The organism is Enterobacter sp. fkY84-1 (assembly GCF_052974705.1).
The window spans coordinates 1,426,382-1,452,024 of sequence record NZ_CP169393.1 but is presented as its reverse complement, the minus strand read 5'-3'; the positions used below and the strand labels follow the sequence as shown (position 1 = coordinate 1,452,024).

The following is a 25,643-nucleotide window of genomic DNA, read 5'->3' as shown; positions in this document are numbered from 1 at the left end:
TTCAGGATGACCGAATGCTCCACCCACTCCACCTTTTCAAAACCCTCTCCGACGAAACGCGGCTCGCCATCGTCATGCTGCTCCGCGAAGCGGGCGAGCTGTGCGTCTGCGATCTCTGCGCCGCCACCGCCGAATCTCAGCCGAAGGTTTCCCGCCATATGGCGCTGCTGCGCGAGTCCGGGCTGGTGATCGACCGTCGCGAGGGTAAGTGGGTCCATTACCGTCTCTCTCCCAACATGCCTGCATGGACGGCAGCCGTTATCGACACCAGCTGGAACTGCCTGCGGGAAGAGACGCGTATGAAGCTGAAAAACCGGCTTCCGGGTTCGTGCTAATTGCAACACATTCACAAAAACAGATATAACGGAGTAAGCGATGTTTCTGGCAGGGGCAATTTTTCTGTTTACGCTGGTGCTGGTCATCTGGCAGCCCAAAGGACTGAGTATCGGCTGGAGCGCGACCATCGGCGCCGTGCTGGCGCTGGCCAGCGGCGTGATTCACATTAACGATATTCCGGTAGTCTGGAATATCGTCTGGAACGCCACGGCAACGTTTATCGCCGTCATCATTATCAGCCTGCTGCTGGATGAGTCCGGCTTTTTCGAGTGGGCAGCACTGCACGTCGCTCGCTGGGGGAAAGGTCGAGGGCGATTGCTGTTTACCTGGATTATCCTGCTGGGCGCAGCCGTCGCAGCGCTGTTTGCTAATGACGGCGCGGCGCTGATCCTCACGCCTATCGTCATCGCCATGCTGCTGGCGCTGGGGTTCAGCAAACAGGCCACGCTGGCGTTTGTGATGGCGGCAGGTTTTATCGCCGATACCGCCAGCCTGCCGCTGATTGTCTCCAACCTGGTCAACATCGTCTCGGCGGACTTCTTCACGCTGGGGTTCAGCGAGTACGCTTCGGTGATGATTCCGGTGGATATCGCCGCGATTGCCGCAACGCTGGTGATGCTGCACCTGTTCTTTCGCAAGGAAATTCCTCCAGAATATGACCTGGCGAAACTCCAGGAGCCTGCGCGGGCCATTCACGACCTCCCGACGTTCAGAACGGGCTGGATCGTCCTCCTCCTTCTGCTCGTCGGTTTCTTCGTGCTTGAACCTCTCGGCATTCCGGTCAGCGCCATTGCGACCGTCGGCGCGCTGATTTTATTCGCTGTCGCAAAACGCGGACATGCGATAAATACCGGAAAAGTGCTGCGCGGCGCGCCGTGGCAGATCGTCATCTTCTCGCTGGGGATGTATCTGGTGGTGTATGGCCTGCGTAATGCCGGGCTGACGGACTCTCTCACAGGCGTACTGAATAGCCTGGCCGGACACGGACTGTGGGCCACCACGCTGGGAACCGGGTTCATCACCGCGTTTCTGTCATCCATAATGAACAATATGCCCACGGTGCTGATTGGCGCGCTCTCCATTGACGGCAGCACGGCAACAGGATTGATAAAGGACGCGATGATTTACGCCAACGTGATTGGCTGCGATCTGGGGCCAAAAATCACGCCTATTGGTAGTCTCGCCACCCTGCTCTGGCTTCACGTGCTGGCGCAGAAAAACATGACGATTACCTGGGGCGGCTATTTCCGGACGGGCATCATCATGACGCTGCCGGTCCTGTTTGTGACGCTCGCCGCCCTGGCGCTACGTCTCTCCTTCACACTGTAATGAGCCACTGATATGAGCCACATCACCATTTACCACAACCCCGCCTGCGGCACCTCGCGCAACACGCTGGAGATGATCCGCAACAGCGGCGCGGAGCCAGAGATTATTCTCTATCTGGAAACGCCACCGTCGCGCGATACGCTGACCGCCCTGATTGCCGATATGGGCATTTCGGTGCGCGATTTGCTGCGTAAAAACGTGGAGCCCTATGAACAGCTCGGCCTGGCCGAAGACAGCTTCACCGACGACCAGCTTATCGATTTTATGCTGCAACACCCGATCCTGATTAACCGTCCGATTGTGGTGACGCCGCTGGGCACCCGCCTGTGCCGCCCGTCTGAAGTCGTCCTCGACATTCTGCCGGACGCGCAGAAAGGGGCGTTTACGAAAGAGGATGGCGAAGCGGTGGTGGACGCCAGCGGGAAGAATATCCTGAAAAAATAATCCATCCTCAGGTGGACGACAGGGCCAGCGCCCGGCGGGCCCTGAACGCCTGGAGAAAACAACCGCCCGCTAGCTCGCCACGCAGACCCGGTTGCGCCCCTCACGTTTTGCACGATAAAGCTCACGATCGGCTCGCGCCAGGGCTGACTGCACGCCATGTTCAATCTCCAGTTCATCCGGCGTCATACATACGAGCCCCATGCTGGCGGTGAAGCGGATCGTCTGCCCGTTGAAGTCGACGTTCTGGCTGGCAAGGCTCATCCGTACGCGCTCGGCGATCTCAGCGGCCGTCTCCAGAGAGGTCTGCGGCATTGCCACGACAAACTCTTCCCCGCCGAAGCGGGCGACAATGTCGCTGCCTCTCACCAGTGCCGGAAGCGCGTTGCCAATATGCTTCAGCACCGCATCGCCACCGTCATGGCCCCAGGTGTCGTTAATACGCTTGAAGAAATCCAGATCCATGCTCATCAGGCACAGGGGCTGCTGGTGCCGACGGGCAAGATTGCAGGCCCGCAAAGACCACTCATCAAACTGGCGACGGTTTGCCAGCCCGGTGAGCGGATCGAGCCGCGCCTCCTGCTGGAAACGCGCCCGCTGCAGGGCGTTGACGTGGATGTAATGCATCAGAAACCACTGCGTAATGGAGATAACCAGAATCGCCAGCGCCGTCCACAGAGCCTGATAATACCAGCCGTGCAGCACGTCTTTTCTGGCCAGCCCGACGGCCAGCACCCATTTGCGTTCGTTGAGGTTAAGAAATACACCCATACGTTCAACGCCATCAATCGGAGAGGTATATCGTTGGACCTGTGCGGTATCGCTTGCGTATTCCAGCAGCTTCGCGAGGCGCGGGTCGGAGGTGTTCAATTGCGAACCGTCATTCGCCCCCATACGGGCAAGCTGCACCGCATTGTCACGATCAAGGACCGCCATCGCCCCACCCTGACCTAAATCGAAGCCCTGCGCTTCCATTTTGCGAAACATATCGTTCATGGTGTTACCATTGAAGAAACCCAACGCACCACCAAGAAAGCGACCATGTGCATCGCGCACTGCACGGAACATCACGAAGCCCAACGTGTTTTTATCCGTGCCGTTGCTCTGCCAGTAAAACAAACTTTCGGTAACTTCATCCCGGCGAAAATCAGTAAACAGAGGGTGCTGCCGAAAGCTGGCCTGCGCAAGCGTAGAGGCGTCCAGAGCGCGCTCAAAAGGAAATAGCGCGCGGCTGCTGAGAAAATCACCGTCTTCATCAAAGACGACAACGCCATCCAGCCAGGCGCGCTTGAGCTCCCCTTGCAGGAATGGCTGCGCGTTTTCAGGCGTGACCGTATGGTTGAGCAGAAAGGCATTCCCGATAAAGCGCATCTGGTAGCGCATCGCGTTAAGGCTGGTATCAAACTGCTGGGACTGGAGTATGGCCGTATTGCGAAGGATACGTGCGGCGTTATCCTCCACATAGCCGCGCTGGTAGAGCAGATGCCCAATCAGCAGACTCACCTGAACCAAAATCAACAGTACTAACAACGCTCTCTTTTTTGCCAGACTGACCTGCACGAACCAGGTACTTACTTTTTCACCCAACGCCAACCTCAACCACTGAACAGTAAATAACCACCGCGGTGGATAGTCACGTGTTCGGTCCGGATTGTCAATATGGAGAAAAATCGTAATACATTGAAAAATATGAACTAATTTTCTTTATTTAACGGTGTAATGCCCGCAATCCTCCCCACCATCGCCCGAATCTCCTCCCGGCTTAACGGCGCCCGGTCGGTGACATAGTGCAGCGTCATCCCTTCGATAAACGCGTCCAGCGCGCGGGTGGTGACCGGGTCGAACCACTGCTCCAGCGTGGTCTGGCTCATCTTCATCCAGTCCTGCATCACCGTTTTCAGCGCCGCGCTGCGGTGCATAAAGGCGTAAAGCTGATACATCAGCGCCATGTTGTGCGGCGTGGTCACCTGCGAGCTGTGGATCAGCGTGGTGATGGATTCGCACGCCATTTCCGGCCCGGTGACGCCCGCGAAGAAATCCCGGTACTGCTGCGACATCTGGCGGGTAAACCATGTGAAGGCCTCCTCCAGCAGCGGCTCCATGCCGTCGAAATAGTAGGTCATCGACCCCAGCGGCACGCCCGCGCAGGTGGCGATTTTACGGTGCGTGACGGCATGAATGCCGTGCTCAGCAATGGTGTCGAGCGTCGCCTGCAGGATCTTCTCCCGGCGATGCGGATCGTTGGGTGGTCTGCTCATCAATTCCTCACCTGGTTTGTGTACAAATGTACACAAACTTGCTAGTGTTGTCGCTATTGTTGTACTTCTGGTGCTACCCCAATGACGCTGACCTCTCCCCGCAAAGCCCTGCAGCTCCGCCTGTGGGCGCTGTTTATGTTCTTCTTCATTCCCGGTCTGCTGATGGCCTCCTGGGCCACGCGCACGCCCGCCATTCGCGATATTTTGTCCGTCTCTACCGCGGAAATGGGCATCGTGCTGTTCGGCCTGTCGATAGGCTCCATGAGCGGCATTCTCTGCTCCGCGTGGCTGGTAAAGCGCTTCGGTACGCGAGCGGTGATCCGCACCACCATGTGCTTCGCGGTGTTCGGGATGATGGTGCTGAGCGCGGCGCTGTGGTTTGCCTCACCGGTGCTGTTTGCCCTCGGGCTGACGGTGTTTGGCGGCAGCTTCGGCTCGGCGGAAGTGGCGATAAATGTGGAAGGGGCAGCGGTCGAACGCGAGATGAACAAAACCGTGCTGCCAATGATGCACGGCTTCTATAGCCTCGGCACGCTGGCCGGTGCGGGCGTGGGGATGGCGCTGACGGCCACTGGCGTGAGCGCGAATCTACATATTCTGCTGGCGGCGCTGGTGTGCATCATTCCCATTCTGACCGGCATCCGGGCCATCCCGGACGGCACCGGTAAAAACTCCGCGGACGAACAGCATTCTGCCGAAAAAGGGCTGCCCTTCTACCGCGATTTCCAGCTGATGCTGATCGGCGTGGTGGTGCTGGCGATGGCGTTCGCGGAGGGCTCCGCCAACGACTGGCTGCCGCTGCTGATGGTGGACGGTCACGGCTTTAGCCCGACCTCCGGCTCGCTGATTTACGCCGGGTTTACGCTGGGGATGACCGTCGGGCGCTTCACCGGCGGCTGGTTTATCGACCGCTACAGCCGCGTGGCGGTAGTGCGCGCCAGCGCCCTGCTCGGCGGGCTGGGTATCGCGATGATCATTTTTGTGGATGTGGACTGGATTGCCGGCGTCTCGGTGATCCTCTGGGGGCTGGGCGCATCCCTCGGCTTCCCGCTGACCATCTCTGCCGCCAGCGACACCGGCCCGGATGCCCCGACGCGCGTCAGCGTGGTGGCAACCACGGGCTATCTCGCCTTCCTGGTCGGGCCGCCGCTGCTCGGCTTCCTCGGGGAGCACTACGGGCTGCGCAGCGCCATGCTGGTGGTGTTAGGGTTGGTCATCATCGCGGCGCTGGTGGCGCGCGCGGTGGCAAAGCCGGAAACGAATCAAACGACACTGGAGAAGGGATATGAGCGTTAAACTGATCGCCGTCGACATGGATGGCACATTCCTGAGCGATGCCAAGACCTACAATCGCCCGCGCTTTCTGGCGCAGTACGCGCGCATGAAGGCGCAAGGCATTCGTTTCGTGGTCGCCAGCGGCAACCAGTACTACCAGCTCATCTCCTTTTTCCCGGAGATTGCGCATGAAATTTCATTCGTCGCCGAAAACGGCGGCTGGGTCGTGAGTGAGGGTGAAGACGTCTTTAACGGTGAACTGTCGAAAGCCCATTTCGAGACCGTCGCGAGCGTCTTAAACGACGTTCCCGACATTGAGATTATCGCCTGCGGGAAGAGCAGCGCCTATACGCTGAAGTGCTATGACGAGGCCTTTAAGGCCATCGCGGCGAAGTACTATCACCGTCTGGAAATGGTCAGCGATTTCGACAACCTGAACGATATTTTCTTCAAGTTCGGACTCAACGTGTCCGATGATGAAATTCCGCGTATTCAGGCTCTGCTGCATGAAAAGCTGAGTGACATCATGGTGCCCGTCACCACCGGTCACGGCAGTATCGACCTCATTATCCCCGGCGTGCATAAGGCCAACGGCCTGCGGATCCTGCAACAGCGCTGGGGCATAGAGAACAGCGACGTGGTGGCCTTCGGCGACAGCGGCAACGACGTGGAGATGCTGCGCCAGTCCGGGTTCAGCTTTGCGATGGCGAATGCCAGACCGCATATCAAAGCGGCGGCGCGCTTTGAAGCGCCGCACAATAACGAGGAAGGCGTGCTGGATGTGATTGAGAAGGTGTTGAACGGGGAGGCACCGTTTAATTGACCGCGTGCGGTCTGGTGCCCTCACCCTAGCCCTCTCCCACAGGGAGAGGGCATAAGAATTAAGGTTGCAGAGCGTTTCCGACGCGCTTGTCTTTCAGGAATACCACCATCAGGCCAACCCACAGCACGCCATTGGCGAGGTTAAACAGGCTGAACAGCCCGTTACCGCCCATCGCGTAGGCATGCTTGCTCACCTCGATACCGACGGTAAAAATCAGCATCTGTAGCATCCCCATCGCCGCGGAGACCGTGCCCTTACTCATCTCGCTGGCAAACAGCGTCAGGCGCACCAGCCCGGCGTTCGCCACGCCAATCCCGAAGGCGTAGATACTCAGCCCCGCCGTCATCCACAAATAAGCGTGAGATGACGCGACGGTTGCCACCGCCGCCAGAATCAGCCCTGCCGCAATCGGCCAGCCGCCCATGATAATCAGCGAACGCACGGTGCGGCGTGACGTCAGACGAGCCAGCACCAGGTTACCGATAATCAGCGCGCCAAAGATCGGCACCTGCAGCAGGCCGTACTCGTAGCTGCTGAGCTTTTCACCGCTGATGATAATGACCGGAGACTGGGCAATCCACGCCAGCAGCGGCAGGCTAACGAACCCGGTCGCCAGCGCGCCCGCTACAAAGCGGCCGTTTTTCAGCACCTCTTTGTAATCCCGACCCAGTTCTTTCAGCGAGAGTTTCTCGCCGATGCGGGTGGCGGTTTCCGGCATCGCACGCTGCAGGCCAAAGAACGCGATGGCGGCGAGAACGGCAAAGAGCACAAACATCCCTTCCCAGGGGGCCATATGCACCCATGCGGCGCCCACCAGCGGCCCGAGCAAGGGAGCGATCAGCGCCACGTTCGCCATCAGCGCGGTGATTTTGATACACACCGCCTCTTCAAACGACTCCTGAATGGCCGCATACCCCACGGCGCCGATAAAGCACAGGCTCACCCCCTGCAGGAAACGCAGCAGAGTAAATTGTTCAATATTTTGCGCCAGCAGCGTGGCAAGGCAGGTGACGATGAACCACACCACGCCCGTCAGCATCACCGGACGACGGCCAATACGATCCGACAGCGGGCCTAACAGCCACTGTAAAAACATGCCGCCGGCCAGATAGGCGGTCATGGAGGTCGGTACCCACTCAATTCCGGCGTTGTACTGCGCCACCACGGCCAGCATACCGGGCTGGATCATATCGTTGCCGATATAGGTAGAAAATTCGTAGAGCACCAGACACAGAGGGAAAAGCAACGCCTGACGACCCAGACGTGAACCTGAAGAAGAACGGTTTAACATGCAATCTCTTTATAATGACAAAATCGCGACGAGTGTAATGAAATGCCGCAGCCCGAGATAGTGATTTATCGAGGATAAACAGAAATAAAGCACATATCGTCTTCGTTTAAGGTTTCCTTAATTTGACAGATTTATGATAGCCCCATTACTCGTCAACGACCCCAAATTATGTCACTCACCTCCAGCCGTTCAGAATTGTCTAAGTTACAGACAAATAAGACAAAACGCCTTTACCGCTTGCCGTCCCGCTTTTATGGTTATCAGCTTTTCATACTGATAGTCCTTGCCGTAGTGTTTACGTGGCTATCGCGCAATGAAGCGCTCGACAGATGGATCACCGGCTTCTGGTATGACGCGGCGACGCAGAGCTTCCCGCTGCAGAAAGACCACCTGCTGGATCTGCTCAACCATCGTCTGGCGAAGTACATTGCCATCGCTTTAGGCGCCGTGGCGCTGTTTTACGGCGCGTACAAGCGTAACGCGAGGCTGGTTACGGCGGCGCTGCTGATGGGGCTTGGCGCGCTGGTCGTGGGCGTGCTGAAAAGCATGAGCCATCACAGCTGCCCGTGGGACCTGGTGGAATATGGCGGGAAGGCGATGTCCTATCCCCTGTTCAGCGCCGTCCCGGCGGACAGCGGCCCGGGGCGCTGCTTCCCCGGCGGCCATTCTTCCAGCGGCTTTATGGTGATGGGACTGTTTTTTGCCTTCTGGCGCGAGCGGCCGCGTCTGGCCTGGAGCTTTGTCGTTCTCGGCATTTTGCTGGGTCTGGCGATGGGCTTCGGTCAGGTCATGCGCGGGGCGCATTTTTTCTCTCACAACCTGTGGGCCGGGTGGTGGGTCTGGTTTTCCCAGGTGGCAGTCTACGGGCTGGTTTCCACCCGGTTTGCTAAAGAGTGATAACGCTATGCTAGAGAATCTGAATTATCAGCTGTTTTATCTGATCAACGCCACCCCGGCCTCGCCCGAGTGGATGATCGACTTCGCCACCTTTTTGGCAAAAGATCTGATCAGTATCGTGCCCGCGCTGGCAGCCATCCTCTGGCTGTGGGGACCGCGTAGCCAGGTGAAAGCGCAGCGCAAGCTTGTAATCAAAGTGGCGATGGCTCTCGGCGTAAGCGTCCTGGCAAGTTACATTCTGGGCCATGCGTTCCCGCACGATCGTCCGTTTGTCGATCACGTCGGCTATACCTTCCTGCACCATGCGCCGGATGACTCTTTCCCGAGCGATCACGGTACGGTGATCTTCACCTTCGCACTGGCCTTCCTGTTCTGGCATCGCCTGTGGTCGGGTGCGGTGCTGATGGTGGTCGCTGTGGCCATCGCCTGGTCTCGCGTGTATCTGGGCGTCCACTGGCCGCTGGATATGGTTGGCGGCTTCCTGGTGGGGCTGATTGGCTGCGTGAGCGCGGCTATCCTGTGGAGCCTCATCGGGGAAGCGCTCTACCGTGCGCTTTCTTCACTCTATCGCGCCATTTTCGCCATCCCGATCCGCAAAGGCTGGATACGTGACTAACCCCGACCTGACAGGTTACACTTGAACCCCCGCCCTGCGGGGGTTCATTTTTTTATGCCGAGGAACTATGGAAACACGTCGCGATGACCGCATTGCTCAGCTGCTACAGGCGCTGAAGCGCAGCGATAAGCTGCATCTTAAGGAAGCCGCCAACCTCCTCGGCGTCTCGGAGATGACCATTCGTCGGGATCTGAACAGCGAGAGCGCGCCCGTCGTGCTGCTGGGCGGATACATTGTGCTTGAGCCGCGTAGCGCCAGCCATTATCTGATCAGCGACCAGAAGACGCGCCTGGTGGAAGAGAAACGCAAAGCCGCGCGGCTTGCGGCTTCCCTGGTACAGCCGCACCAGACGCTGTTTTTTGACTGCGGTACCACCACGCCGTGGATTATCGAAGCCATCGACAGCAGCATTCCGTTTACCGCCGTCTGTTATTCCCTGAACACCTTTCTGGCGCTCCAGGAGAAACCCGAGTGCCGGGTGATCCTCTGTGGCGGTGAGTTTCACGCCAGCAACGCGATCTTTAAGCCGCTCAACCTGCAGGACACGCTCAGCAACCTCTGCCCGGATATCGCGTTTTATTCTGCCGCGGGCGTCAATGTGCGTCAGGGGGCAACCTGCTTTAACCTGGAAGAATTACCGGTCAAGCACTGGGCGTTAAGCGCCGCGCAGTACCATGTTCTGGTGGTCGATCACAGTAAGTTTGGTAAGGTGCGTCCGGCAAGAATGGGCGAGCTGGCGCAGTTCGATGCCATCGTCAGCGATTGCCGCCCGGACGACGAGATTGTGGCCCACGCGAAAGCGCAGCAGGTGAAGTTGATGTATTGAGGTTATGCCGGGTGGCGGCTTCGCCTTACCCGGCCTACAACGGCTCGAACGTAGGCCGGGTAAGCGCAGCGCCACCCGGCAAAAAACTTAGCTAAACCAGCTGCCAAACCACCCGTGGAATTTCATCATCACGAAATCCCACATCCGGCTGAAGAAGCCGCCCTCTTCCACTGCTTCCATCACAATCAGCGGACGCTGTTCAATCGACTTACCGTTAAGCTGGAAATCAATCGTCCCAACCACCTGGCCTTTTTTCAGCGGGGCGGTGAGCTGCGGGTCGGTCAGAGTGTAGCTGGCCTTCAGGTTTTTCAGCTGGCCGCGCGGAATGGTTACCGAGCCCGCCTCACCCGCGCCCAGGTTCACCTCGCTCTTGTCACCAAACCAGACGCGCTGGCTGACGAACGTGGCATCCGGTTTAATCGGCGTCACGGTTTCATAAAAGCGGAAGCCCCAGGTCAGCAGTTTTTCTGATTCGTTAAAACGAATGCGGTCGGTTTTGGTGCCCAGCACTACCGAAATCAGGCGCATGTCGCCCTGGGTCGCGGAGGCCACCAGGTTATAGCCTGCACCCGCCGTGGTGCCGGTTTTCATCCCGTCCACGTTGACGTTGCTGCTCCACAGCAGGCGGTTGCGGTTCGGCTGGCGAATTTTGTTGAAGGTAAACTCTTTCTCTTTGTGGATGGCGTATTCATCCGGCACGTCGTGGATCAGCGCTTTCCCCAGCAGCGCCATGTCGCGCGCGGTGCTGAACTGGCCCGGCGCATCCAGGCCGTGAACCGTTTTGAACGTGGTGTTGGTTAAGCCCAGCTTCTGCGCGTAACCATTCATCAAGCCAATGAAAGAATCCTGGCTGCCGGCAACGTAGTCGGCCAGCGCGATGCACGCATCATTTCCCGACTGAATAATCACCCCTTTATTCAGATCGGAAACGGAGACCTGATCCCCTGGCTTCAGGAACATCACGGAAGATCCGCGCAGGGCCGGGTTGCCGGTCGCCCAGGCGTCTTTCCCGATGGTCACCATATCGTCCAGCTTGATCTTGCCCGCTTTCAGCGCCTGGCCCACCACATAGCTGGTCATGATTTTGGTCAGGCTTGCCGGATCGAGTTTCTCATCCGCATTTCCTTCCGCCAGCACTTTACCGCTGGCGTAGTCCATCAGGATCCAGGCGCGCGCATCCACTGGCGGCGCTTCGGGCGCAGCCTGTTCAGCTGCGTAGAGCGTTGGTGCAAACAGGAAAAGAAGCGCAGAGCCTGCCGCCAGGCTGCGCAGAGAAGTCATTTTACGCGTCATAAATGCCACCCGAGTGTCCATTCAAAAATTACGTCACATCACCGTGTCGCAAGAAGCGATGAGTAATAGCGCACTAAAACCGTTAAAGAAACCCAACGAGGGTAAAGTTATTAAAGTTTATGCAATAACATTCAGATACGCTTTGATTAAGGCGATTTTTTTGTCTTCTGTTGCGTAATTGTTAGGTTTATCTCACCATGGCGAAAAGCTGATTCGGATTCACATCTCATCGGGAGTAAATATGATTACGCTGTGGGGCAGGAATAATTCGACCAACGTTAAGAAAGTGCTCTGGACGCTGGAAGAGCTGGATTTACCGTTCAATCAAATCATGGCAGGCATGGCGTTCGGCGTGAACAAGGAGGCCGACTATCTGGCCATGAACCCGAATGGCCTGGTGCCGCTGCTGCGCGATGATGAAACGGACGCGACGCTTTGGGAGTCCAACACGATTGTGCGTTACCTCGCCGCCCAGTACGGTCAGGGCCGCCTGTGGGTAGAAAACCCGGCCCGCCGCGCCCAGGGCGAAAAGTGGATGGACTGGGCGAACCAGACGCTGTCCCCGACCCACCGCGTGATCCTGATGGGGCTTATCCGCACGCCGGAAGCGGAACGCGATTATCCCGCGATTCACGCCGCGCAGGATGCCTGCGAAAATCTGTTTGCGATGATGGATGACGAGCTGGCGAAGCACGCCTGGTTCTCCGGCGAGGCGTTCGGCATCGGCGATATCGCCGTGGCGCCGTTCGTCTGGAACCTGACCAACATGGGCCTGAAGTGGACGCCGCGCCCGCACCTGGAGCGCTGGCTTAAACAGCTGAGCGATCGCCCGGCGTACCGTAACGTCGTGATGATCCCGGTTACCTGATTACGCGCCGGACGGGCTGACTTTCAACAGCTGCCCGTCCGTCTCGTCGGTCAGGACATACAGATACCCATCCGGCCCCACCCGCACATCCCGAATACGCTGATCCCGGTCGCCCAGAATGCGCCCGTCCTCTGTCACCTTGTTACCCTCCACGCTCAGCACGATCACGTCCTTCTCCTTCAGCGCGCCGATAAACAGCTTGTTTTTCCACTGCGGGAAGACGTCGCTGTTGTAGAACGCCATGCCGCTTACCGCGGGTGAGACTTTCCAGACGAACAGTGGCTTCTCGGTGCCCTCAACGTGCTCGCCTTTGGCTTCCGGGATTTTCAGACCGCTGTAGTTAATGCCGTGCGTTGCCAGCGGCCAGCCGTAGTTCTTACCCTTCTCCGGGATATTGATCTCATCCCCGCCGCGCGGGCCGTGCTCGTTCAGCCACAGCGTGTCGCTCCAGGGGTTCATCGCCATCCCCTGCGGGTTGCGAATGCCGTAAGACCAGATTTCAGGTCGCGCACCGGGGGTATTCACAAAGGGGTTATCCGGCGGGACTTTTCCGTCTTCGGTGAGGCGCACCACTTTGCCCTGCAATTTATCCAGATCCTGCGCCGTGGGACGCTGGTTATTCTCGCCGAGTCCGATAAAGAGGGAGCCTTTGCCGTCGAACACCAGCCGTCCGCCGAAATGGTTACCGGTTGAGAGTTTCGGCATCTGGCGGAACGCCACCTGGAATCCCTCGATGCGGGAATAGTCGTCGCTCAGGCGGCCAAAGCCTACCGCCGTTCCGGCTTTGCCGTCATGCCCGGCCTCGGCGTAGCTCAGCCAGACGCGGCGCGACGTTTCAAAATCCGGCGCCAGCACCACATCCAACAATCCTCCCTGCCCGTTTGCCCAGACCTTCGGTACGCCGACAATCGGATCGGAGAGCCCTTTTCCGGCCTGCCAGCGTTTGAGCTGACCGCCCTTCAGGGTCACCAGCAGCCCGTTATTATCCGGCAGGAACGCCAGGGACCAGGGGTGATCGAGTCTGTTTTGCAGCACCTCGACCTTCACCGCCTCTGGCGCAGCAAGAAGTGAAAACGGAATGAATAACGCAGGCAGGAAAATCAGCGAGGATCGAGGCATAACGCACTCCTTTATCGGCATATGGCTTAAAGATTAGCCACTGCGTCCGGGCGCGTTACCACTTTTACAAAAGCTTAATCAGAAGGGGGAGTTGCCTCCCCCGGGATCAGTGCTGTTCGAGCTGTTTGTGCTCGTTCAGACACATGATGCATAGAGAGAGCGTTGTCAGGCAGTTTTCAAGCTTCTCCGCGTTTACGGCGATAAAATTCGGGCAGTCGTGGCGTCCGTTCATCAGACACACCCCTGCAATGGAGAGCACCTCGGCGGCGCGGCGCAGCGCGACTTCTTCACTTTCGCCGTAGTTCGCCTGCAGGGCCGGTGCTTTTTCACGCATGAAATTGCAAAGTTCAAACAGGTTATCACGCAGATGTTCGCTTTCGCTGACTGACATATACCCTTTTGCCTTCCTCAACTGCAGGTACGCGGCCAGGTCGATTCGGGCGTTGATCAGCTTGTTCAGCAGATCGCGTTTTAGTCTGTCAACGGTCATGCTCTTTCCTCCTCTGTCAGCCATGGTGCATAGTCAGGATAAGTACATTTTTTGTACAGTTTAATGCCTGGGATCAATTTTTATTAACTGATTAACATTATTTACAATGTTACAACCTCGGCCCGACGCATCCGCCTTGCAAAGAGTGTATAAATCCCCCGCGATACGCTGTAAAATCCCGCCCTGATAACTCCATAATTGATGAATTTTTAACCTATGAGCAATGTTACGCACCAGCCGAAAATCGGCTTCGTCTCCCTGGGCTGCCCGAAAAACCTGGTGGATTCAGAACGCATCCTGACCGAACTGCGCACCGAGGGCTATGACGTGGTGCCAAGCTACGACAACGCCGATATGGTGATCGTTAACACCTGCGGGTTTATCGACAGCGCGGTCCAGGAGTCACTGGAAGCCATCGGTGAAGCGCTGACCGAAAACGGCAAAGTGATCGTGACCGGCTGTCTGGGCGCGAAAGAAGACCAGATCCGCGAAGTGCACCCGAAGGTGCTGGAGATTACCGGCCCGCACAGCTACGAGCAGGTGCTGCAACATGTTCATCACTACGTGCCAAAACCCAAGCACAACCCGTTCCTGAGCCTGGTGCCGGAACAGGGCGTGAAGCTGACGCCGCGCCACTACGCGTACCTGAAAATTTCCGAAGGCTGCAACCACCGATGCACCTTCTGCATCATCCCGTCCATGCGTGGCGATCTGGTGAGCCGTCCAATCGGCGAAGTGCTGGCGGAAGCCAAACGTCTGGCCGATGCAGGCGTGAAGGAACTGCTGGTCATCTCCCAGGACACCTCAGCTTACGGCGTGGACGTTAAGCACCGCTCCGGTTTCCACAACGGCGAGCCGGTGAAAACCAGCATGGTCGGCCTGTGCGAGCAGCTGTCCAAACTCGGTATCTGGACGCGTCTGCACTACGTTTACCCGTACCCGCACGTTGACGACGTGATCCCACTGATGGCGGAAGGCAAGATTCTGCCATACCTGGACATCCCGCTGCAGCATGCCAGCCCGCGTATCCTGAAGCTGATGAAACGTCCTGGCTCCGTTGACCGTCAGCTGGCGCGCATCAAGCAGTGGCGTGAGATCTGCCCGGATCTGACCCTGCGCTCCACCTTCATCGTTGGCTTCCCGGGTGAAACCGAAGAAGATTTCCAGATGCTGCTCGACTTCCTGAAAGAAGCGCGTCTGGACCGCGTCGGCTGCTTCAAGTACAGCCCGGTAGAAGGCGCAACCGCCAACGAGCTGGCGGACCAGGTGCCGGAAGAGGTGAAAGAGGAGCGCTGGAACCGCTTCATGCAGCTTCAGCAGCAGATTTCTGCCGAGCGTCTGCAGGAAAAAGTGGGCCGCGAGATCATGGTTATCATCGACGAGGTGGACGAAGAAGGCGCGATTGGCCGCAGCATGGCGGACGCCCCTGAAATCGACGGCGCGGTGTACCTGAATGGCGAAACCAACGTTAAGCCGGGTGATATTATTCGCGTGAAGGTTGAAAACGCGGATGAGTATGACCTGTGGGGTAGCCGGGTTTAATCTCCCCACTCCGCTTTTGTAGGCCGGGTAAGGCGTAGCCGCCACCCGGCACATTTCACTGCACTACCCCTTTATCCTCGGATCCAGCGCGTCGCGCAGCCCATCCCCCAGTAGGTTAAACGCCAGCACGGTCAGGAAAATCGCCAGACTCGGGAAGATTGCCACGTGCGGCGCAATCACCATATCGGCCCTCGCCTCGTTCAGCATCGCGCCCCACTCCGGCGTCGGAGGCTGTGCCCCTAGCCCCAGAAACGACAGGCTGGCCGCCGAGATTATCGACACGCCGATACGCATGGTGAAGTAGACCACGATGGACGACACCGTCCCCGGCAGAATATGGCTGAAGAGAATGGTGGCGTCGCTGGCCCCCATACTGCGGGCCGACTCGATAAAGGTCTGCTGTTTCAGCACCAGCGTGTTGCCGCGCACCAGGCGCGCAAAGGCCGGAATCGAAAACACCGCGACCGCAATGATGACGTTTGCCATGCCGCTGCCCATGATCGCCACCACGGCAATCGCCAGCAGAATGCCGGGGAAGGCAAACAGCACGTCGCAGATGCGCATGATGATGCGGTCCCACCAGCCTTCGTAATAGCCGGCGACCAGCCCCAGCACGATCCCAATGGTCGCGCCGATCAGCACCGCAAACACCCCGGCGGCGAGCGAGATCTGCGCCCCCACCAGCACCCGGCTAAAGATATCCCGCCCGAGAGAGTCCACGCCGAACCAGTGGAGCATCGAGGGCCCGTCGTTCAGGCGGTCGTAGTCAAAATAGTTTTCCGCATCAAACGGCGCCACCCACGGCGCCACGATCGCCACCACGATCAGCAGCAGCACGAACAGCCCCGCGGTCATCGCGACCGGCTGACGGCGAAAGCGCCGCCAGAATTCAGACCACGGGGTGCGGATGTGGTCCGGTTTTAGCCCCGGCATGGCGTTTAATACGGCCTGACGCCGCCAGTTCAACAATCGCATCTTACTTATACCTGATGGCCGGGTTAATGGCGGCGTAGAGCACGTCCACCACGAGGTTGATAAGAATAAACTCCAGCGAGAAAAGCAGGACTTCCGCCTGAATCACCGGGTAGTCGCGCATCTCGACGGAATCGACCAGCAGACGTCCCAGCCCGGGCCAGTTGAAGACCTTTTCCACCACGATAGAGCCGCCCAGCAGGAAGCCAAACTGCAGCCCCATCATCGTCACCACCGGGATCATCGCATTGCGGAACCCGTGCTTGAGAATGACCCACTTCTCGCTGACCCCTTTCGCCCGCGCGGTGCGAATATAATCTTCGCTCAGCACGTCAACGAACGAGGCGCGGGTAAAGCGGGCCATCACCGCCGACACGGCAGCCCCCAGCGTCATCGAGGGCAGAATGTAATGCTTCCAGGTATCGGCCCCGACGGTGGGCAGCCAGCCCAGCTCAACGGAGAAGATCTGCATCAGCAGCATCCCCAGCGCGAACGCCGGGAAGGAGATGCCGGTCACCGCCAGCGCCATGCCGAGCTTGTCCGGCCAGCGGTTGCGCCAGACGGCCGCCACAATCCCGGCGCCAAGTCCGAACACCACCGCCCAGCTCATGCTGGCTATCGTTAACCAGAACGTGGGCATAAAGCGGCTGGCGATCTCCTCCGACACCGGACGACGCGACACCATCGAGATACCAAAATCGCCCTGCAGAACGTTGCCAATATAGTGCAGAAACTGCATATACAGCGGCTGGTCAAGACCAAGCTGTTTACGCACCAGCTCAATGACCGTGGCATCCGCTTCGGGCCCGGCAACCAGACGCGCCGGATCGCCCGGCAGCATGTGGACAAACAAAAACACCAGCACCGCCACAATCAGCAGCGTCGGGATAAGCCCCAGCAGGCGTTTACAAACATAGTTCAGCATGGGCGTTATTTTAAATCCGCATCGTCAAAGCTAAAGCCCGTATCCGGCATGATGTAGAACCCGGTCAACGCTTTGTTATGGGCTGACACCAGTTTCTCCACCACCAGCGGCACCCACGGCGACTCTTTCCAGATGATGTCCTGCGCGTCCTTGTAGAGGCGTGCCTTCTCCTCCGGTTTGGTGGTTTTCAGCGCATCGGCCAGGTCTTTGTCCACCTGCGGATTGCTGTAAAACGCGGTATTGAACAGGGTTGGCGGCCAGTTCTGCGAGGCAAACAGCGGCGACAGCGCCCAGTCGGCTTCACCCGTCGAGGCCGACCAGCCGGTGTAGAACATCCGCACGCCGCTCTCTTTCTGCCCTTTCCCCTCGACCTCTGCCGCACGCTGTCCGGCATCCATGGCGGTAACCTGCGCCTTAATCCCCACCTGTGCCAGCTGCTGCTGGGTAAACTGCAGCACCTTCTGGGCGGTACTGTGGTTATGCGACGACCACAGCGTGGTGCTAAAGCCGTTCGGATAGCCCGCCTCTTTCAGCAGCTCGCGCGCTTTGGCCGGATCGTACGGCCACGGCTGATAGCTTTGCGCATACGCGATAGCCGGCGGCAGCACGCCGGTGGCCGGGGTGGCATAGCCCGCAAAAGCGACCTTAACCAGCGCCTGGCGGTTAATGGCATAGTTAATGGCTTCGCGCACCTTCGGATTATCGAACGGCTTTTGCGTGACGTTCATGCTGATGTAGCGCTGCATGATCGACGGGCTGGCGACCAGCTCCAGCTTGCTGTTTTTCTCCAGAATGGCGGCCTGCTCGTACGGGACCGGGAAGGCAAACTGCGCCTCGCCGGTTTGCAGCATCGCCGCACGGGTATTGTTATCCACTACCGGACGCCAGGTGATGGTGTCCAGCTTCGGCAGCCCTTTCTGCCAGTAGCCCGCGTATTTCTTCACCTTCACAAAATCGGTCTGGTTCCAGGTGACCAGCTCGTACGAACCGGTACCCACCGGGTGGAAGCCGATCTCCTTGCCGTATTTCTTCAGCGCGGCAGGGGAAATCATCGCCGTCGCCGGATGCGCCAGAATATTGATAAACGCGGAGAACGGCTCTTTCAGGGTGATTTTTACCGTCGCCGCGTCGACCACCTCGGTTTTGGCGATGTTTTTATAGAGGTTGTAACGCTTGAGGCTGTTCTCAGGATTGCTGGCGCGATCGAGGTTTACCTTCACCGCGTCGGCATTAAAGTCGGTGCCGTCCTGGAACTTCACCCCGGTTTTGAGCTTAATGGTGTACACCAGCCCGTCATCCGAAACGGTGTACCCCTCCGCCAGCACGTTTTTAAGCTTCATCTCTTTATCCAGGCCAAACAGGCCCTGGTAGAACGATTTCGCCACCGCCTGGGAGAGCGTGTCGTTAGCGTCATACGGATCCAGCGTGGTGAAGTTAGAGCCGACAGCGACCACCACATCTTTGGCAGCGAACGCGGGGGCAGCGGCCAGGGCTGCCGTCACGCTCGCGGCTAACAACCATCTACGCGCTACAAATGTAACCATTATGTTCTCCTGCCTGTTGAAAGTTATAACCGCGAAAAGGCATTGTCCTGACGCGGGGGAGCCACGAAATGACCCGGACCGACCTCACGCAGCGCCACGCGCTCCACGGCCTCGCCGCGTTTACGAATATTGCTCGGCATTTCATCCTGCAGCAGCACGCGCTGGCCGTGACGATGCGCCGGGTCGGCGACCGGGACCGCCGCGATGAGCTTGCGGGTGTACGGGTGCTGCGGGTTCTCAAATACCGCCCTTCGCGGCCCGATTTCCACGATTTGCCCCATAAACATCACCGCCACGCGATGGCTGATGCGCTCAACCACCGCCATGTCGTGCGAGATAAACAGGAAGGCGATCCCCATATCCCGCTGTAAATCCAGCAGCAGATTGATGATTTGCGCCCGGATAGAGACATCCAGCGCCGAGACGGATTCATCCGCAATCACCACTTTTGGGTTCAGCGCCAGCGCGCGGGCGATGCAGATACGCTGCCGCTGCCCGCCGGAAAACTCGTGCGGATAACGCCAGGCGTGTTCCGGCTTCAGGCCAACGCGCTCTAGCAGCCAGGCCACGCGACGCTGCGCCGCCTCGCCGTCGAGCAGGTTATGCACCCGCAGCGGCTCCATGATCGAATACCCCACCGTATGTCGCGGATCGAGAGAGGCATACGGATCCTGAAAAATAAACTGAATATCCCGCCGCACCGCCTGCAGCCTGCTGTCCGGAAGGGTATCAATGCGCTCGCCGTTAAAGGTAATGCTGCCCTCCTGCGCGTCCACCAGACGGAGCAACGCGCGCCCGGTCGTGGATTTACCGCAGCCGGACTCCCCTACCAGCGCCAGCGTTTCGCCCGGCCAGAGGTCGAAGCTGACGTTTTCCACCGCGTGCACTTCGCGCTTTACGCGGTTCAACACGCCGCTGCGCAGCGGAAAACGCGTGACCAGATTGCGCACTTCCAGAATGGGCTTGCCCGGCACCACGGTGTCCTGCTCGCGTTCCTCCTCCTGCGGCTCAGACGCCTCCAGTGAAATCAACGGAAAACGACGCGGCAGATCGCTGCCGTTCATCGCCCCCAGGCGCGGAACCGCCGCCAGCAGCGCTTTGGTGTAAGGATGCGCGGGCGCGTGAAAAATCTGTTCAACCGGTCCGGTTTCCACCGCGCTGCCCTTGTGCATCACCAGCACCCGATCGGCGATATCGGCGACCACGCCCATATCGTGGGTGATGAAAATCACCCCCATCTCCATCTCCTGCTGCAGCACCTTGATGAGCTGCAGGATCTGCGCCTGAATCGTCACGTCCAGCGCCGTCGTCGGTTCATCGGCAATCAGCACCGCCGGACGGCAGGAGAGCGCCATGGCAATCATCACCCGCTGGCGCATGCCGCCGGAAAGCTGATGCGGGTAGCGGCCCAGGATGGCCTGCGCCTCCGGAATGCGCACCAGCTCCAGCATCCGTCGGGCCTCGTTGAGCGCCTCATCGCCGCTCAGCCCCTGATGCAGGCGGATGGACTCGGCGATTTGTTCCCCGACCGGGAACACCGGGTTCAGGGAGGTCATCGGCTCCTGGAAGATCATCGCAATGTCCGCCCCGCGCACGCCCTGCATCTGCGCGCCGCTCAGCTCGTTTAAATCAATGACCTGACGGTTACGGCGGCGCAGCAGCATTTTCTCGCTGCCGATCTGCCCGCCCGTCTGTTCCAGCAGGCGCATCAGCGCCAGCGCGGTGACCGATTTCCCGGAGCCGGATTCGCCAACAATCGCCAGCGTCTCGCCGCGCCTGAGCGTGAACGATAAATTCTGTACTGCGGGGATGAACTGCCGCTCTTCCTGAAACGCAATATTCAGCTGATGGACAGCCAGCACTTCGCGGTTGTCCAGCTCTTCACTGTGCGGCACGCGCTGCCCCCTTATTCACGATAGATCCCCGTGCTCGGCTCATCGCCGGCATAGCCCCAGGCGCGGTACATGCCTTCACTGTTGAACGGCAGGGCCACGTTGCCCTCACGATCCACAGCAATGAGTCCGCCGACGCCGCCCAGGGCAGGCAGTTTCTCCATCACCACGCGCTCGCAGGCTTCGCTGAGGCTTAAACCGCCGTAATCCATCAGCGCGGTGATGTCGTAGGCCGCAAGGGCACGAATAAAGACTTCCCCGGTGCCGGTACACGACACCGCCGCCGTGGCGTTATTGGCATAGCAGCCCGCGCCGGGCAGCGGGCTGTCGCCCACGCGTCCGGGGAGCTTGTTGGTCATCCCGCCCGTGGAGGTTGCCGCCGCGAGGTTGCCCGCTTTGTCGAGCGCCACCGCGCCCACCGTGCCCATTTTGCTGCGCTCATCCAGCGGCGCAGTATGGTCAAGCTGCGTCATACCCGCCGAACGGGCGTCCAGCAGCTGCTGATAGCGCGCCTCTGTGGAAAACAGATCGGGCGATACCGGCGCCATTCCGTGTTCGAAGGCAAACCTCTCCGCCCCCGCGCCCGTCAGCAGCACGTGCGGGCTCTCTTCCATCACCAGACGCGCGGCCAGCACCGGGTTACGCAGGTGGCTGACGCCTGCCACGGCCCCCGCTTTCAGGGAGATACCGTCCATGACGCAGGCATCCAGCTCGTGGGTTTCATCCCGGGTAAAGACCGAACCGATCCCCGCATTAAATAACGGGCACTCTTCCAGCAGACGCACCGCCTCGGTGACCACATCCAGCGCGCTCTCGCCCGCTTCCAGCATTTTCTGGCCCGTTTCCACAATGGCGTACAGCGCGTCGATGTAGCGTTTTTCCTGCTCAGAAGTGAGCTGTGCACGGGTGATTGCCCCGGCCCCGCCATGAATTGCGATTACCGCCTTAACCATTCGCATCACCCGTTAGCCTGTTTTGCGGCTTTTTCTATAAATATCATTATCGTCGACGAAACTTCAGATGATTTTTGAATATAGAAAGACGTAACAGTGATGTAAAGCGTGCACCCTTCGGTCATACAGTTAGCCGCACTTTTCTGCCATAATGGACGCTTTCGTTGTTACTCCGCAGGAGCCCACCATGGATTTTACCGCCGGACTGATGCCGCTTGAGACGGCACTCACGCAGATGCTTGACCGAGTTTCCCCGCTGCATGACGTTGAGACGCTGCCCCTCGTGCGCTGTTTTGGCCGTATTGCCGCGCGCGATATCGTCTCTCCGCTTAACGTGCCGGGGTTTGATAACTCCGCGATGGACGGTTACGCGGTACGCCTGGCGGATCTCCAGACGGGTAACGCCCTGCCGGTGGCGGGTAAAGCCTTTGCGGGTCAGCCGTTTAGCGGCGAATGGCCTGCAGGCACCTGCGTGCGCATCATGACCGGCGCACCGGTTCCGCCAGGCTGCGACGCCGTGGTGATGCAGGAAGAGACCGAACAGACCGACGACGGCGTGCGTTTTACCGCGAGCGTCAAAGCGGGCCAGAACATCCGCCGTACCGGCGAGGACATTACCCTCGGCGCGACGGTCTTTGCCGCCGGGCAAAAGCTGACGGTGGCGGAGTTGCCGGTGCTGGCGTCGCTCGGCGTTGCTGAAATCGACGTGATCCGTAAAGTGCGCGTCGCCGTTTTCTCCACCGGCGACGAGCTGCAGCTTCCGGGCCAGCCGCTGCAGGACGGCCAGATTTACGACACCAACCGCCTGGCGGTACACCTGATGCTGGAGCAGCTGGGCTGCGAGGTGATTAACCTCGGCATCATTCCTGACGATCCGGAAAAACTGCGCGCGGCGTTTATCGAGGCGGATAAATCCGCCGACGTGGTCATCAGCTCCGGCGGCGTCTCCGTGGGCGAAGCGGATTACACCAAAACCCTTCTTGAAGAGCTGGGTGAAATCGCCTTCTGGAAGCTGGCGATCAAGCCGGGCAAGCCGTTCGCGTTTGGCAAGCTTTCACACAGCTGGTTCTGCGGCCTGCCGGGTAACCCGGTCTCGGCGGCACTCACCTTCTACCAGCTGGCGATCCCGCTGCTGGCGAAGCTTTCCGGCAACAAGGCCAGCCCGCTGCCGGAACGCGTGTGCGTGCGTGCCGCCACGCGGTTGAAAAAATCACCGGGCCGTCTCGATTTCCAGCGCGGCATTCTGACCCGCGGTGCGGACGGCGAGCTCGAAGTGAGCACCACCGGACATCAGGGCTCGCACATTTTCAGCTCCTTCAGTCTGGGCAACTGCTTCATCGTGCTGGAGCGCGAGCGCGGCAACGTGGAAGCCGGCGAATGGGTTGAGGTCGAGCGCTTTAACCACCTGTTCGGAGGCTGACATGACGGTGGAGCTGAGCGATCAGGAGATGATGCGCTACAACCGCCAGATTGTGCTGCGCGGGTTTGATTTCGAAGGTCAGGAAGCGCTCAAGGCGGCCAGCGTGCTGGTCGTCGGGCTGGGCGGGCTGGGCTGCGCCGCCGCGCAGTACCTTGCCGCGGCGGGCGCAGGAAGCATGACGCTGCTGGATTTCGATACCGTGTCGGTGTCCAACCTGCAGCGCCAGACGCTGCACAGTGACGCGACGGTGGGCCTGCCGAAAGTGGAATCCGCCAGGGCTGCGCTGGCGCGCATCAACCCCCACGTTCAGTTCACGCTGATTGACGCAATGCTGGATGACGACGCGCTCTCCGCGCAGATTGCCCGGCACGATCTGGTCCTGGACTGCACGGATAACGTCACCGTCCGTAATCAGCTCAACGCGGGCTGTTTTGCTCACAAAACCCCGCTGGTCTCCGGGGCGGCGATCCGCATGGAGGGGCAAATCAGCGTCTTCACGTACGCCGAGGGTGAACCCTGCTACCGCTGCCTGAGCCGTCTGTTTGGCGAGAATGCGCTGACCTGCGTTGAGGCGGGCGTGATGGCGCCGCTCGTCGGCGTGATTGGTTCACTGCAGGCAATGGAAGCGATCAAGGTGCTGACGAATTACGGCACGCCCGCCGCGGGGAAAATCGTGATGTATGACGCGATGACCTGCCAGTTCCGCGAAATGAAGCTAATGCGTAATCCGGGGTGTGAGGTGTGTAGTCAGTAAAAAGTCGGGTGGCGGCGTCGCCTTACCCGACCTACAACGGCTCGAACGCAGGCCGGGTAAGCGTTAGCGCCACCCGGCAACCGCGTCAGATGGACGTCCGTCCAAACGCCCCCTGCCAGTCCTGCTCAAACTTCACAATCGCTGCGTCTACCGCCGGAGAGGTAATAAACTGCTGCGCCACGTCCAGCGGCAGCGTGATGGACTCGCAGCCTGCCAGCAGGCAGTCCAGCGCCTGACGCGGGGTTTTAAAGCTCGCGGCCAGCACCTTTGACTGCGGCGCGTGCAGCGTCAGCAGCTGTTGCAGCTCAATTACGGTCTGAATCCCGTCCCCGCCCTGCGCGTCCACGCGGTTAACGTAAGGGGCCACATACTCCGCCCCCGCCAGCGCGGAGAGCATTCCCTGCGCAGCACCGTAGACCGCCGTGCCCAGGGTCGGGATCCCTTCCGCCTTCAGCATCTTGATCGCCGCCAGCCCTTCTGCGGTCACCGGCACTTTCACCACCAGATCGTTAATGATGGCGCGCAGCTTACGCGCGTCTTCCACCATCCCTTCGGCGGTGGTAGCCATCACCTGCGCGAACAGACGGCCCTTGCCGCCCAGCGCGTCGTGCAGCGCGGGCAGCAGTTCGTCGAGCGGCGTTTTACCGGCCGCAACGATGCTTGGGTTGGTGGTCACGCCCGCCAGCGGGAAGATACGCGCCAGCTTTTTGACTGCCGCAACGTCAGATGTGTCGAGATAAAGTTCCATGATGTCACCCTCAAAATTAGCCTGCACTTACCCTATCACGACAAAACCTGCTCAAGAGTTGACCTGCATCAAGATAACTTTCATTCGAAAGTAATTTAATCTTCATATGCAAGATGAGAGGCGAAAAACATGATCTTCAATATTCAGCGTTACTCTACCCACGACGGCCCCGGTATCCGTACCGTGGTGTTCCTGAAAGGCTGCTCGCTGGGCTGTCGCTGGTGCCAGAACCCGGAAAGCCGCTCCCGCAGCCGGGACGTGCTGTTTGATGCGCGTCTGTGCCTGAACGGCTGCGACCTGTGCCAGCAGGCGGCACCGGGCTGCATCGAACGCGCGCTGAATGGCCTGGTCATCCACCGCGAAAAGCTGAGTGAAGAGACGCTTGATGCCCTCACCGACTGCTGCCCGACGCAGGCGCTGACCGTTTGCGGCGAAGAAAAGCAGGTCGAGGAGATCATGGCGACCGTACTGCGCGATAAACCCTTTTACGACCGCAGCGGCGGCGGGATCACCCTCTCCGGCGGCGAACCGTTTATGAACCCGGAGCTGGCGCACGCGCTGTTTAAAGCCAGCCACGACCAGGGTATCCACACCGCCGTCGAAACCTGCCTTCACGTGCCGTGGCATTATATCGAGCCGTCATTACCCTACGTCGATCTGTTCCTCGCCGACCTGAAGCACGTCGACGGTGACGTTTTCAAGCAGTGGACGGACGGTTCGGCTAAGCGCATCCTGGACAACCTGAAACGCCTGGCCGCCGCCGGGAAAACGATCACCATCCGCGTGCCGCTGATCCAGGGCTTCAACGCGGATGAAGCCTCCATCACCGCCATTACCAACTTCGCTGCCGATGAACTCGGCGTCGACGATATTCATTTTCTGCCGTATCACACGCTGGGCATGAACAAATACACCCTGCTCGGCCAACCCTACTCTGCCCCTGACAAACCGCTGGATAACCCTGCCCTGCTGGACTTCGCACAGCAGTACGCCTGCCAGAAAGGGTTAACCGCGACCTTACGAGGATAAAC

Annotated in this window: 25 protein-coding genes; 13 read left to right on the top strand and 12 right to left on the bottom strand. The window is 59.3% G+C overall.

All coding sequences use genetic code 11. The features are described from left to right. Nucleotides 1–14: 14 nt before the first annotated feature. From ACEPLT_RS06805 to arsC, 3 genes are read left to right on the top strand one after another with little or no spacing between them, the layout of a single operon-like run. The gene (locus ACEPLT_RS06805) at nucleotides 15–335 is read left to right on the top strand and encodes a metalloregulator ArsR/SmtB family transcription factor (protein ID WP_232928242.1); all 321 of its coding nucleotides are present in this window, start codon (nucleotides 15–17) and stop codon (nucleotides 333–335) included. Between the two features lie 40 nt (nucleotides 336–375). Then, nucleotides 376–1,665: an arsenic transporter gene (locus ACEPLT_RS06800; protein WP_039025468.1), complete on the top strand. Its 1,290-nt coding sequence runs from the start codon at nucleotides 376–378 to the stop codon at nucleotides 1,663–1,665. Between the two features lie 12 nt (nucleotides 1,666–1,677). Beyond that, complete coding sequence (gene arsC, locus ACEPLT_RS06795) at nucleotides 1,678–2,109, top strand: glutaredoxin-dependent arsenate reductase (RefSeq protein WP_055321937.1); 432 nt, start codon at nucleotides 1,678–1,680, stop codon at nucleotides 2,107–2,109. 69 nt (nucleotides 2,110–2,178) lie between these two features. Here the strand turns inward: arsC and ACEPLT_RS06790 are convergent, their stop codons facing one another. Together ACEPLT_RS06790 and ACEPLT_RS06785 are read right to left on the bottom strand one after the other, a co-directional pair. Continuing rightward, on the bottom strand, nucleotides 2,179–3,636 hold the full coding sequence (locus ACEPLT_RS06790) for a sensor domain-containing diguanylate cyclase (RefSeq protein ID WP_232928239.1): 1,458 nt from the start codon (nucleotides 3,634–3,636) through the stop codon (nucleotides 2,179–2,181). 164 nt (nucleotides 3,637–3,800) lie between these two features. Further along, nucleotides 3,801–4,364 (bottom strand): TetR/AcrR family transcriptional regulator, encoded by a 564-nt coding sequence (locus tag ACEPLT_RS06785; RefSeq protein ID WP_021240939.1) that lies wholly within the window; start codon nucleotides 4,362–4,364, stop codon nucleotides 3,801–3,803. Between the two features lie 81 nt (nucleotides 4,365–4,445). On the opposite strand from ACEPLT_RS06785, the gene ACEPLT_RS06780 reads away from it, so the two are divergent. Together ACEPLT_RS06780 and ACEPLT_RS06775 are read left to right on the top strand one after the other, a co-directional pair. After that, a complete protein-coding gene (locus ACEPLT_RS06780) occupies nucleotides 4,446–5,660 on the top strand; it encodes an MFS transporter (protein WP_023326980.1) in 1,215 nt (404 codons plus the stop codon). Then, nucleotides 5,650–6,462: a Cof-type HAD-IIB family hydrolase gene (locus tag ACEPLT_RS06775; protein ID WP_163340867.1), complete on the top strand. Its 813-nt coding sequence runs from the start codon at nucleotides 5,650–5,652 to the stop codon at nucleotides 6,460–6,462. Before ACEPLT_RS06780 ends, ACEPLT_RS06775 begins: the two co-directional genes overlap by 11 nt. 58 nt (nucleotides 6,463–6,520) lie before the next feature. Here ACEPLT_RS06775 and ACEPLT_RS06770 read toward each other — a convergent pair whose 3' ends face one another. Beyond that, nucleotides 6,521–7,753 (bottom strand): MFS transporter, encoded by a 1,233-nt coding sequence (locus tag ACEPLT_RS06770; protein ID WP_232928236.1) that lies wholly within the window; start codon nucleotides 7,751–7,753, stop codon nucleotides 6,521–6,523. 168 nt (nucleotides 7,754–7,921) lie between these two features. Between ACEPLT_RS06770 and ACEPLT_RS06765 the strand changes: the two genes are divergently transcribed. The 3 genes from ACEPLT_RS06765 (at nucleotide 7,922) to deoR (ending at nucleotide 10,092) form a co-directional block, all read left to right on the top strand. Next, nucleotides 7,922–8,650, top strand: coding sequence for a phosphatase PAP2 family protein (locus tag ACEPLT_RS06765; protein WP_021240943.1), 729 nt, complete (start codon nucleotides 7,922–7,924; stop codon nucleotides 8,648–8,650). 7 nt (nucleotides 8,651–8,657) lie between these two features. Further along, entirely contained in the window at nucleotides 8,658–9,266 is a 609-nt protein-coding gene (ybjG, locus tag ACEPLT_RS06760; protein WP_021240944.1) for an undecaprenyl-diphosphate phosphatase, read from the top strand. 67 nt (nucleotides 9,267–9,333) lie between these two features. Continuing rightward, nucleotides 9,334–10,092: a DNA-binding transcriptional repressor DeoR gene (gene deoR, locus ACEPLT_RS06755; protein ID WP_023292922.1), complete on the top strand. Its 759-nt coding sequence runs from the start codon at nucleotides 9,334–9,336 to the stop codon at nucleotides 10,090–10,092. Nucleotides 10,093–10,179: 87 nt separating this feature from the next. Here deoR and dacC read toward each other — a convergent pair whose 3' ends face one another. Then, a complete protein-coding gene (gene dacC / locus ACEPLT_RS06750) occupies nucleotides 10,180–11,385 on the bottom strand; it encodes a serine-type D-Ala-D-Ala carboxypeptidase (protein WP_008501207.1) in 1,206 nt (401 codons plus the stop codon). A gap of 241 nt (nucleotides 11,386–11,626) precedes the next feature. Here dacC and ACEPLT_RS06745 point away from each other — a divergent pair, with 241 nt between their 5' ends. Beyond that, complete coding sequence (locus ACEPLT_RS06745) at nucleotides 11,627–12,253, top strand: glutathione S-transferase family protein (RefSeq protein ID WP_023292924.1); 627 nt, start codon at nucleotides 11,627–11,629, stop codon at nucleotides 12,251–12,253. Here ACEPLT_RS06745 and ACEPLT_RS06740 read toward each other — a convergent pair whose 3' ends face one another. Together ACEPLT_RS06740 and bssR are read right to left on the bottom strand one after the other, a co-directional pair. Beyond that, nucleotides 12,254–13,372 carry a PQQ-dependent sugar dehydrogenase gene (locus ACEPLT_RS06740; RefSeq protein WP_021240946.1) on the bottom strand — a complete coding sequence of 373 codons (1,119 nt, stop codon included), beginning with the start codon at nucleotides 13,370–13,372 and terminating at the stop codon, nucleotides 12,254–12,256. It abuts the gene before it with no gap. 106 nt (nucleotides 13,373–13,478) lie between these two features. Next, on the bottom strand, nucleotides 13,479–13,862 hold the full coding sequence (bssR, locus tag ACEPLT_RS06735) for a biofilm formation regulator BssR (RefSeq protein WP_021240947.1): 384 nt from the start codon (nucleotides 13,860–13,862) through the stop codon (nucleotides 13,479–13,481). 216 nt (nucleotides 13,863–14,078) lie between these two features. Between bssR and rimO the strand changes: the two genes are divergently transcribed. Beyond that, complete coding sequence (gene rimO, locus ACEPLT_RS06730; protein ID WP_008501203.1) at nucleotides 14,079–15,404, top strand: 30S ribosomal protein S12 methylthiotransferase RimO; 1,326 nt, start codon at nucleotides 14,079–14,081, stop codon at nucleotides 15,402–15,404. Between the two features lie 63 nt (nucleotides 15,405–15,467). Here rimO and gsiD read toward each other — a convergent pair whose 3' ends face one another. Genes gsiD through iaaA form a run of 5 tightly spaced genes read right to left on the bottom strand, consistent with a single transcriptional unit; the run spans nucleotide 15,468 to nucleotide 21,690 of the window. Further along, nucleotides 15,468–16,379 (bottom strand): glutathione ABC transporter permease GsiD, encoded by a 912-nt coding sequence (gene gsiD, locus ACEPLT_RS06725; RefSeq protein WP_023292926.1) that lies wholly within the window; start codon nucleotides 16,377–16,379, stop codon nucleotides 15,468–15,470. 1 nt (nucleotide 16,380) lies between these two features. Next, complete coding sequence (gene gsiC, locus ACEPLT_RS06720) at nucleotides 16,381–17,301, bottom strand: glutathione ABC transporter permease GsiC (protein ID WP_021240949.1); 921 nt, start codon at nucleotides 17,299–17,301, stop codon at nucleotides 16,381–16,383. 5 nt (nucleotides 17,302–17,306) lie between these two features. Then, a complete protein-coding gene (gene gsiB, locus ACEPLT_RS06715) occupies nucleotides 17,307–18,845 on the bottom strand; it encodes a glutathione ABC transporter substrate-binding protein GsiB (protein ID WP_447088339.1) in 1,539 nt (512 codons plus the stop codon). A gap of 23 nt (nucleotides 18,846–18,868) precedes the next feature. Then, nucleotides 18,869–20,740: a glutathione ABC transporter ATP-binding protein GsiA gene (gene gsiA, locus ACEPLT_RS06710; RefSeq protein ID WP_232928225.1), complete on the bottom strand. Its 1,872-nt coding sequence runs from the start codon at nucleotides 20,738–20,740 to the stop codon at nucleotides 18,869–18,871. 11 nt (nucleotides 20,741–20,751) lie between these two features. Continuing rightward, on the bottom strand, nucleotides 20,752–21,690 hold the full coding sequence (gene iaaA, locus ACEPLT_RS06705; RefSeq protein WP_232928209.1) for a beta-aspartyl-peptidase: 939 nt from the start codon (nucleotides 21,688–21,690) through the stop codon (nucleotides 20,752–20,754). A gap of 187 nt (nucleotides 21,691–21,877) precedes the next feature. On the opposite strand from iaaA, the gene moeA reads away from it, so the two are divergent. Together moeA and moeB are read left to right on the top strand one after the other, a co-directional pair. Then, nucleotides 21,878–23,110: a molybdopterin molybdotransferase MoeA gene (gene moeA / locus ACEPLT_RS06700; protein ID WP_232928206.1), complete on the top strand. Its 1,233-nt coding sequence runs from the start codon at nucleotides 21,878–21,880 to the stop codon at nucleotides 23,108–23,110. Nucleotide 23,111: 1 nt separating this feature from the next. Next, on the top strand, nucleotides 23,112–23,864 hold the full coding sequence (gene moeB / locus ACEPLT_RS06695; RefSeq protein WP_094943810.1) for a molybdopterin-synthase adenylyltransferase MoeB: 753 nt from the start codon (nucleotides 23,112–23,114) through the stop codon (nucleotides 23,862–23,864). An 85-nt stretch (nucleotides 23,865–23,949) separates the two neighbouring features. Here moeB and fsa read toward each other — a convergent pair whose 3' ends face one another. Continuing rightward, a complete protein-coding gene (fsa, locus tag ACEPLT_RS06690; protein ID WP_008501195.1) occupies nucleotides 23,950–24,612 on the bottom strand; it encodes a fructose-6-phosphate aldolase in 663 nt (220 codons plus the stop codon). A gap of 129 nt (nucleotides 24,613–24,741) precedes the next feature. On the opposite strand from fsa, the gene ACEPLT_RS06685 reads away from it, so the two are divergent. Continuing rightward, nucleotides 24,742–25,641, top strand: coding sequence for a glycyl-radical enzyme activating protein (locus ACEPLT_RS06685; protein WP_044596935.1), 900 nt, complete (start codon nucleotides 24,742–24,744; stop codon nucleotides 25,639–25,641). Nucleotides 25,642–25,643 lie beyond the last annotated feature (2 nt).

Coding starts and splice junctions, on each gene's coding strand:
- ACEPLT_RS06780 (WP_023326980.1), top strand. CDS start 4,446: ATGACGCTGACCTCTCCCCGCAAAGCCCTGCAGCTCCGCCTGTGGGCG.
- ACEPLT_RS06770 (WP_232928236.1), bottom strand. CDS start 7,753: ATGTTAAACCGTTCTTCTTCAGGTTCACGTCTGGGTCGTCAGGCGTTG.
- ACEPLT_RS06740 (WP_021240946.1), bottom strand. CDS start 13,372: ATGCCTCGATCCTCGCTGATTTTCCTGCCTGCGTTATTCATTCCGTTT.
- ACEPLT_RS06775 (WP_163340867.1), top strand. CDS start 5,650: ATGAGCGTTAAACTGATCGCCGTCGACATGGATGGCACATTCCTGAGC.
- deoR (WP_023292922.1), top strand. CDS start 9,334: ATGGAAACACGTCGCGATGACCGCATTGCTCAGCTGCTACAGGCGCTG.
- fsa (WP_008501195.1), bottom strand. CDS start 24,612: ATGGAACTTTATCTCGACACATCTGACGTTGCGGCAGTCAAAAAGCTG.
- ybjG (WP_021240944.1), top strand. CDS start 8,658: ATGCTAGAGAATCTGAATTATCAGCTGTTTTATCTGATCAACGCCACC.
- moeB (WP_094943810.1), top strand. CDS start 23,112: ATGACGGTGGAGCTGAGCGATCAGGAGATGATGCGCTACAACCGCCAG.
- moeA (WP_232928206.1), top strand. CDS start 21,878: ATGGATTTTACCGCCGGACTGATGCCGCTTGAGACGGCACTCACGCAG.
- ACEPLT_RS06745 (WP_023292924.1), top strand. CDS start 11,627: ATGATTACGCTGTGGGGCAGGAATAATTCGACCAACGTTAAGAAAGTG.
- ACEPLT_RS06805 (WP_232928242.1), top strand. CDS start 15: ATGCTCCACCCACTCCACCTTTTCAAAACCCTCTCCGACGAAACGCGG.
- ACEPLT_RS06800 (WP_039025468.1), top strand. CDS start 376: ATGTTTCTGGCAGGGGCAATTTTTCTGTTTACGCTGGTGCTGGTCATC.
- ACEPLT_RS06685 (WP_044596935.1), top strand. CDS start 24,742: ATGATCTTCAATATTCAGCGTTACTCTACCCACGACGGCCCCGGTATC.
- iaaA (WP_232928209.1), bottom strand. CDS start 21,690: ATGGTTAAGGCGGTAATCGCAATTCATGGCGGGGCCGGGGCAATCACC.
- ACEPLT_RS06765 (WP_021240943.1), top strand. CDS start 7,922: ATGTCACTCACCTCCAGCCGTTCAGAATTGTCTAAGTTACAGACAAAT.
- gsiB (WP_447088339.1), bottom strand. CDS start 18,845: ATGGTTACATTTGTAGCGCGTAGATGGTTGTTAGCCGCGAGCGTGACG.
- rimO (WP_008501203.1), top strand. CDS start 14,079: ATGAGCAATGTTACGCACCAGCCGAAAATCGGCTTCGTCTCCCTGGGC.
- gsiC (WP_021240949.1), bottom strand. CDS start 17,301: ATGCTGAACTATGTTTGTAAACGCCTGCTGGGGCTTATCCCGACGCTG.
- gsiD (WP_023292926.1), bottom strand. CDS start 16,379: ATGCGATTGTTGAACTGGCGGCGTCAGGCCGTATTAAACGCCATGCCG.
- dacC (WP_008501207.1), bottom strand. CDS start 11,385: ATGACGCGTAAAATGACTTCTCTGCGCAGCCTGGCGGCAGGCTCTGCG.
- ACEPLT_RS06785 (WP_021240939.1), bottom strand. CDS start 4,364: ATGAGCAGACCACCCAACGATCCGCATCGCCGGGAGAAGATCCTGCAG.
- bssR (WP_021240947.1), bottom strand. CDS start 13,862: ATGACCGTTGACAGACTAAAACGCGATCTGCTGAACAAGCTGATCAAC.
- arsC (WP_055321937.1), top strand. CDS start 1,678: ATGAGCCACATCACCATTTACCACAACCCCGCCTGCGGCACCTCGCGC.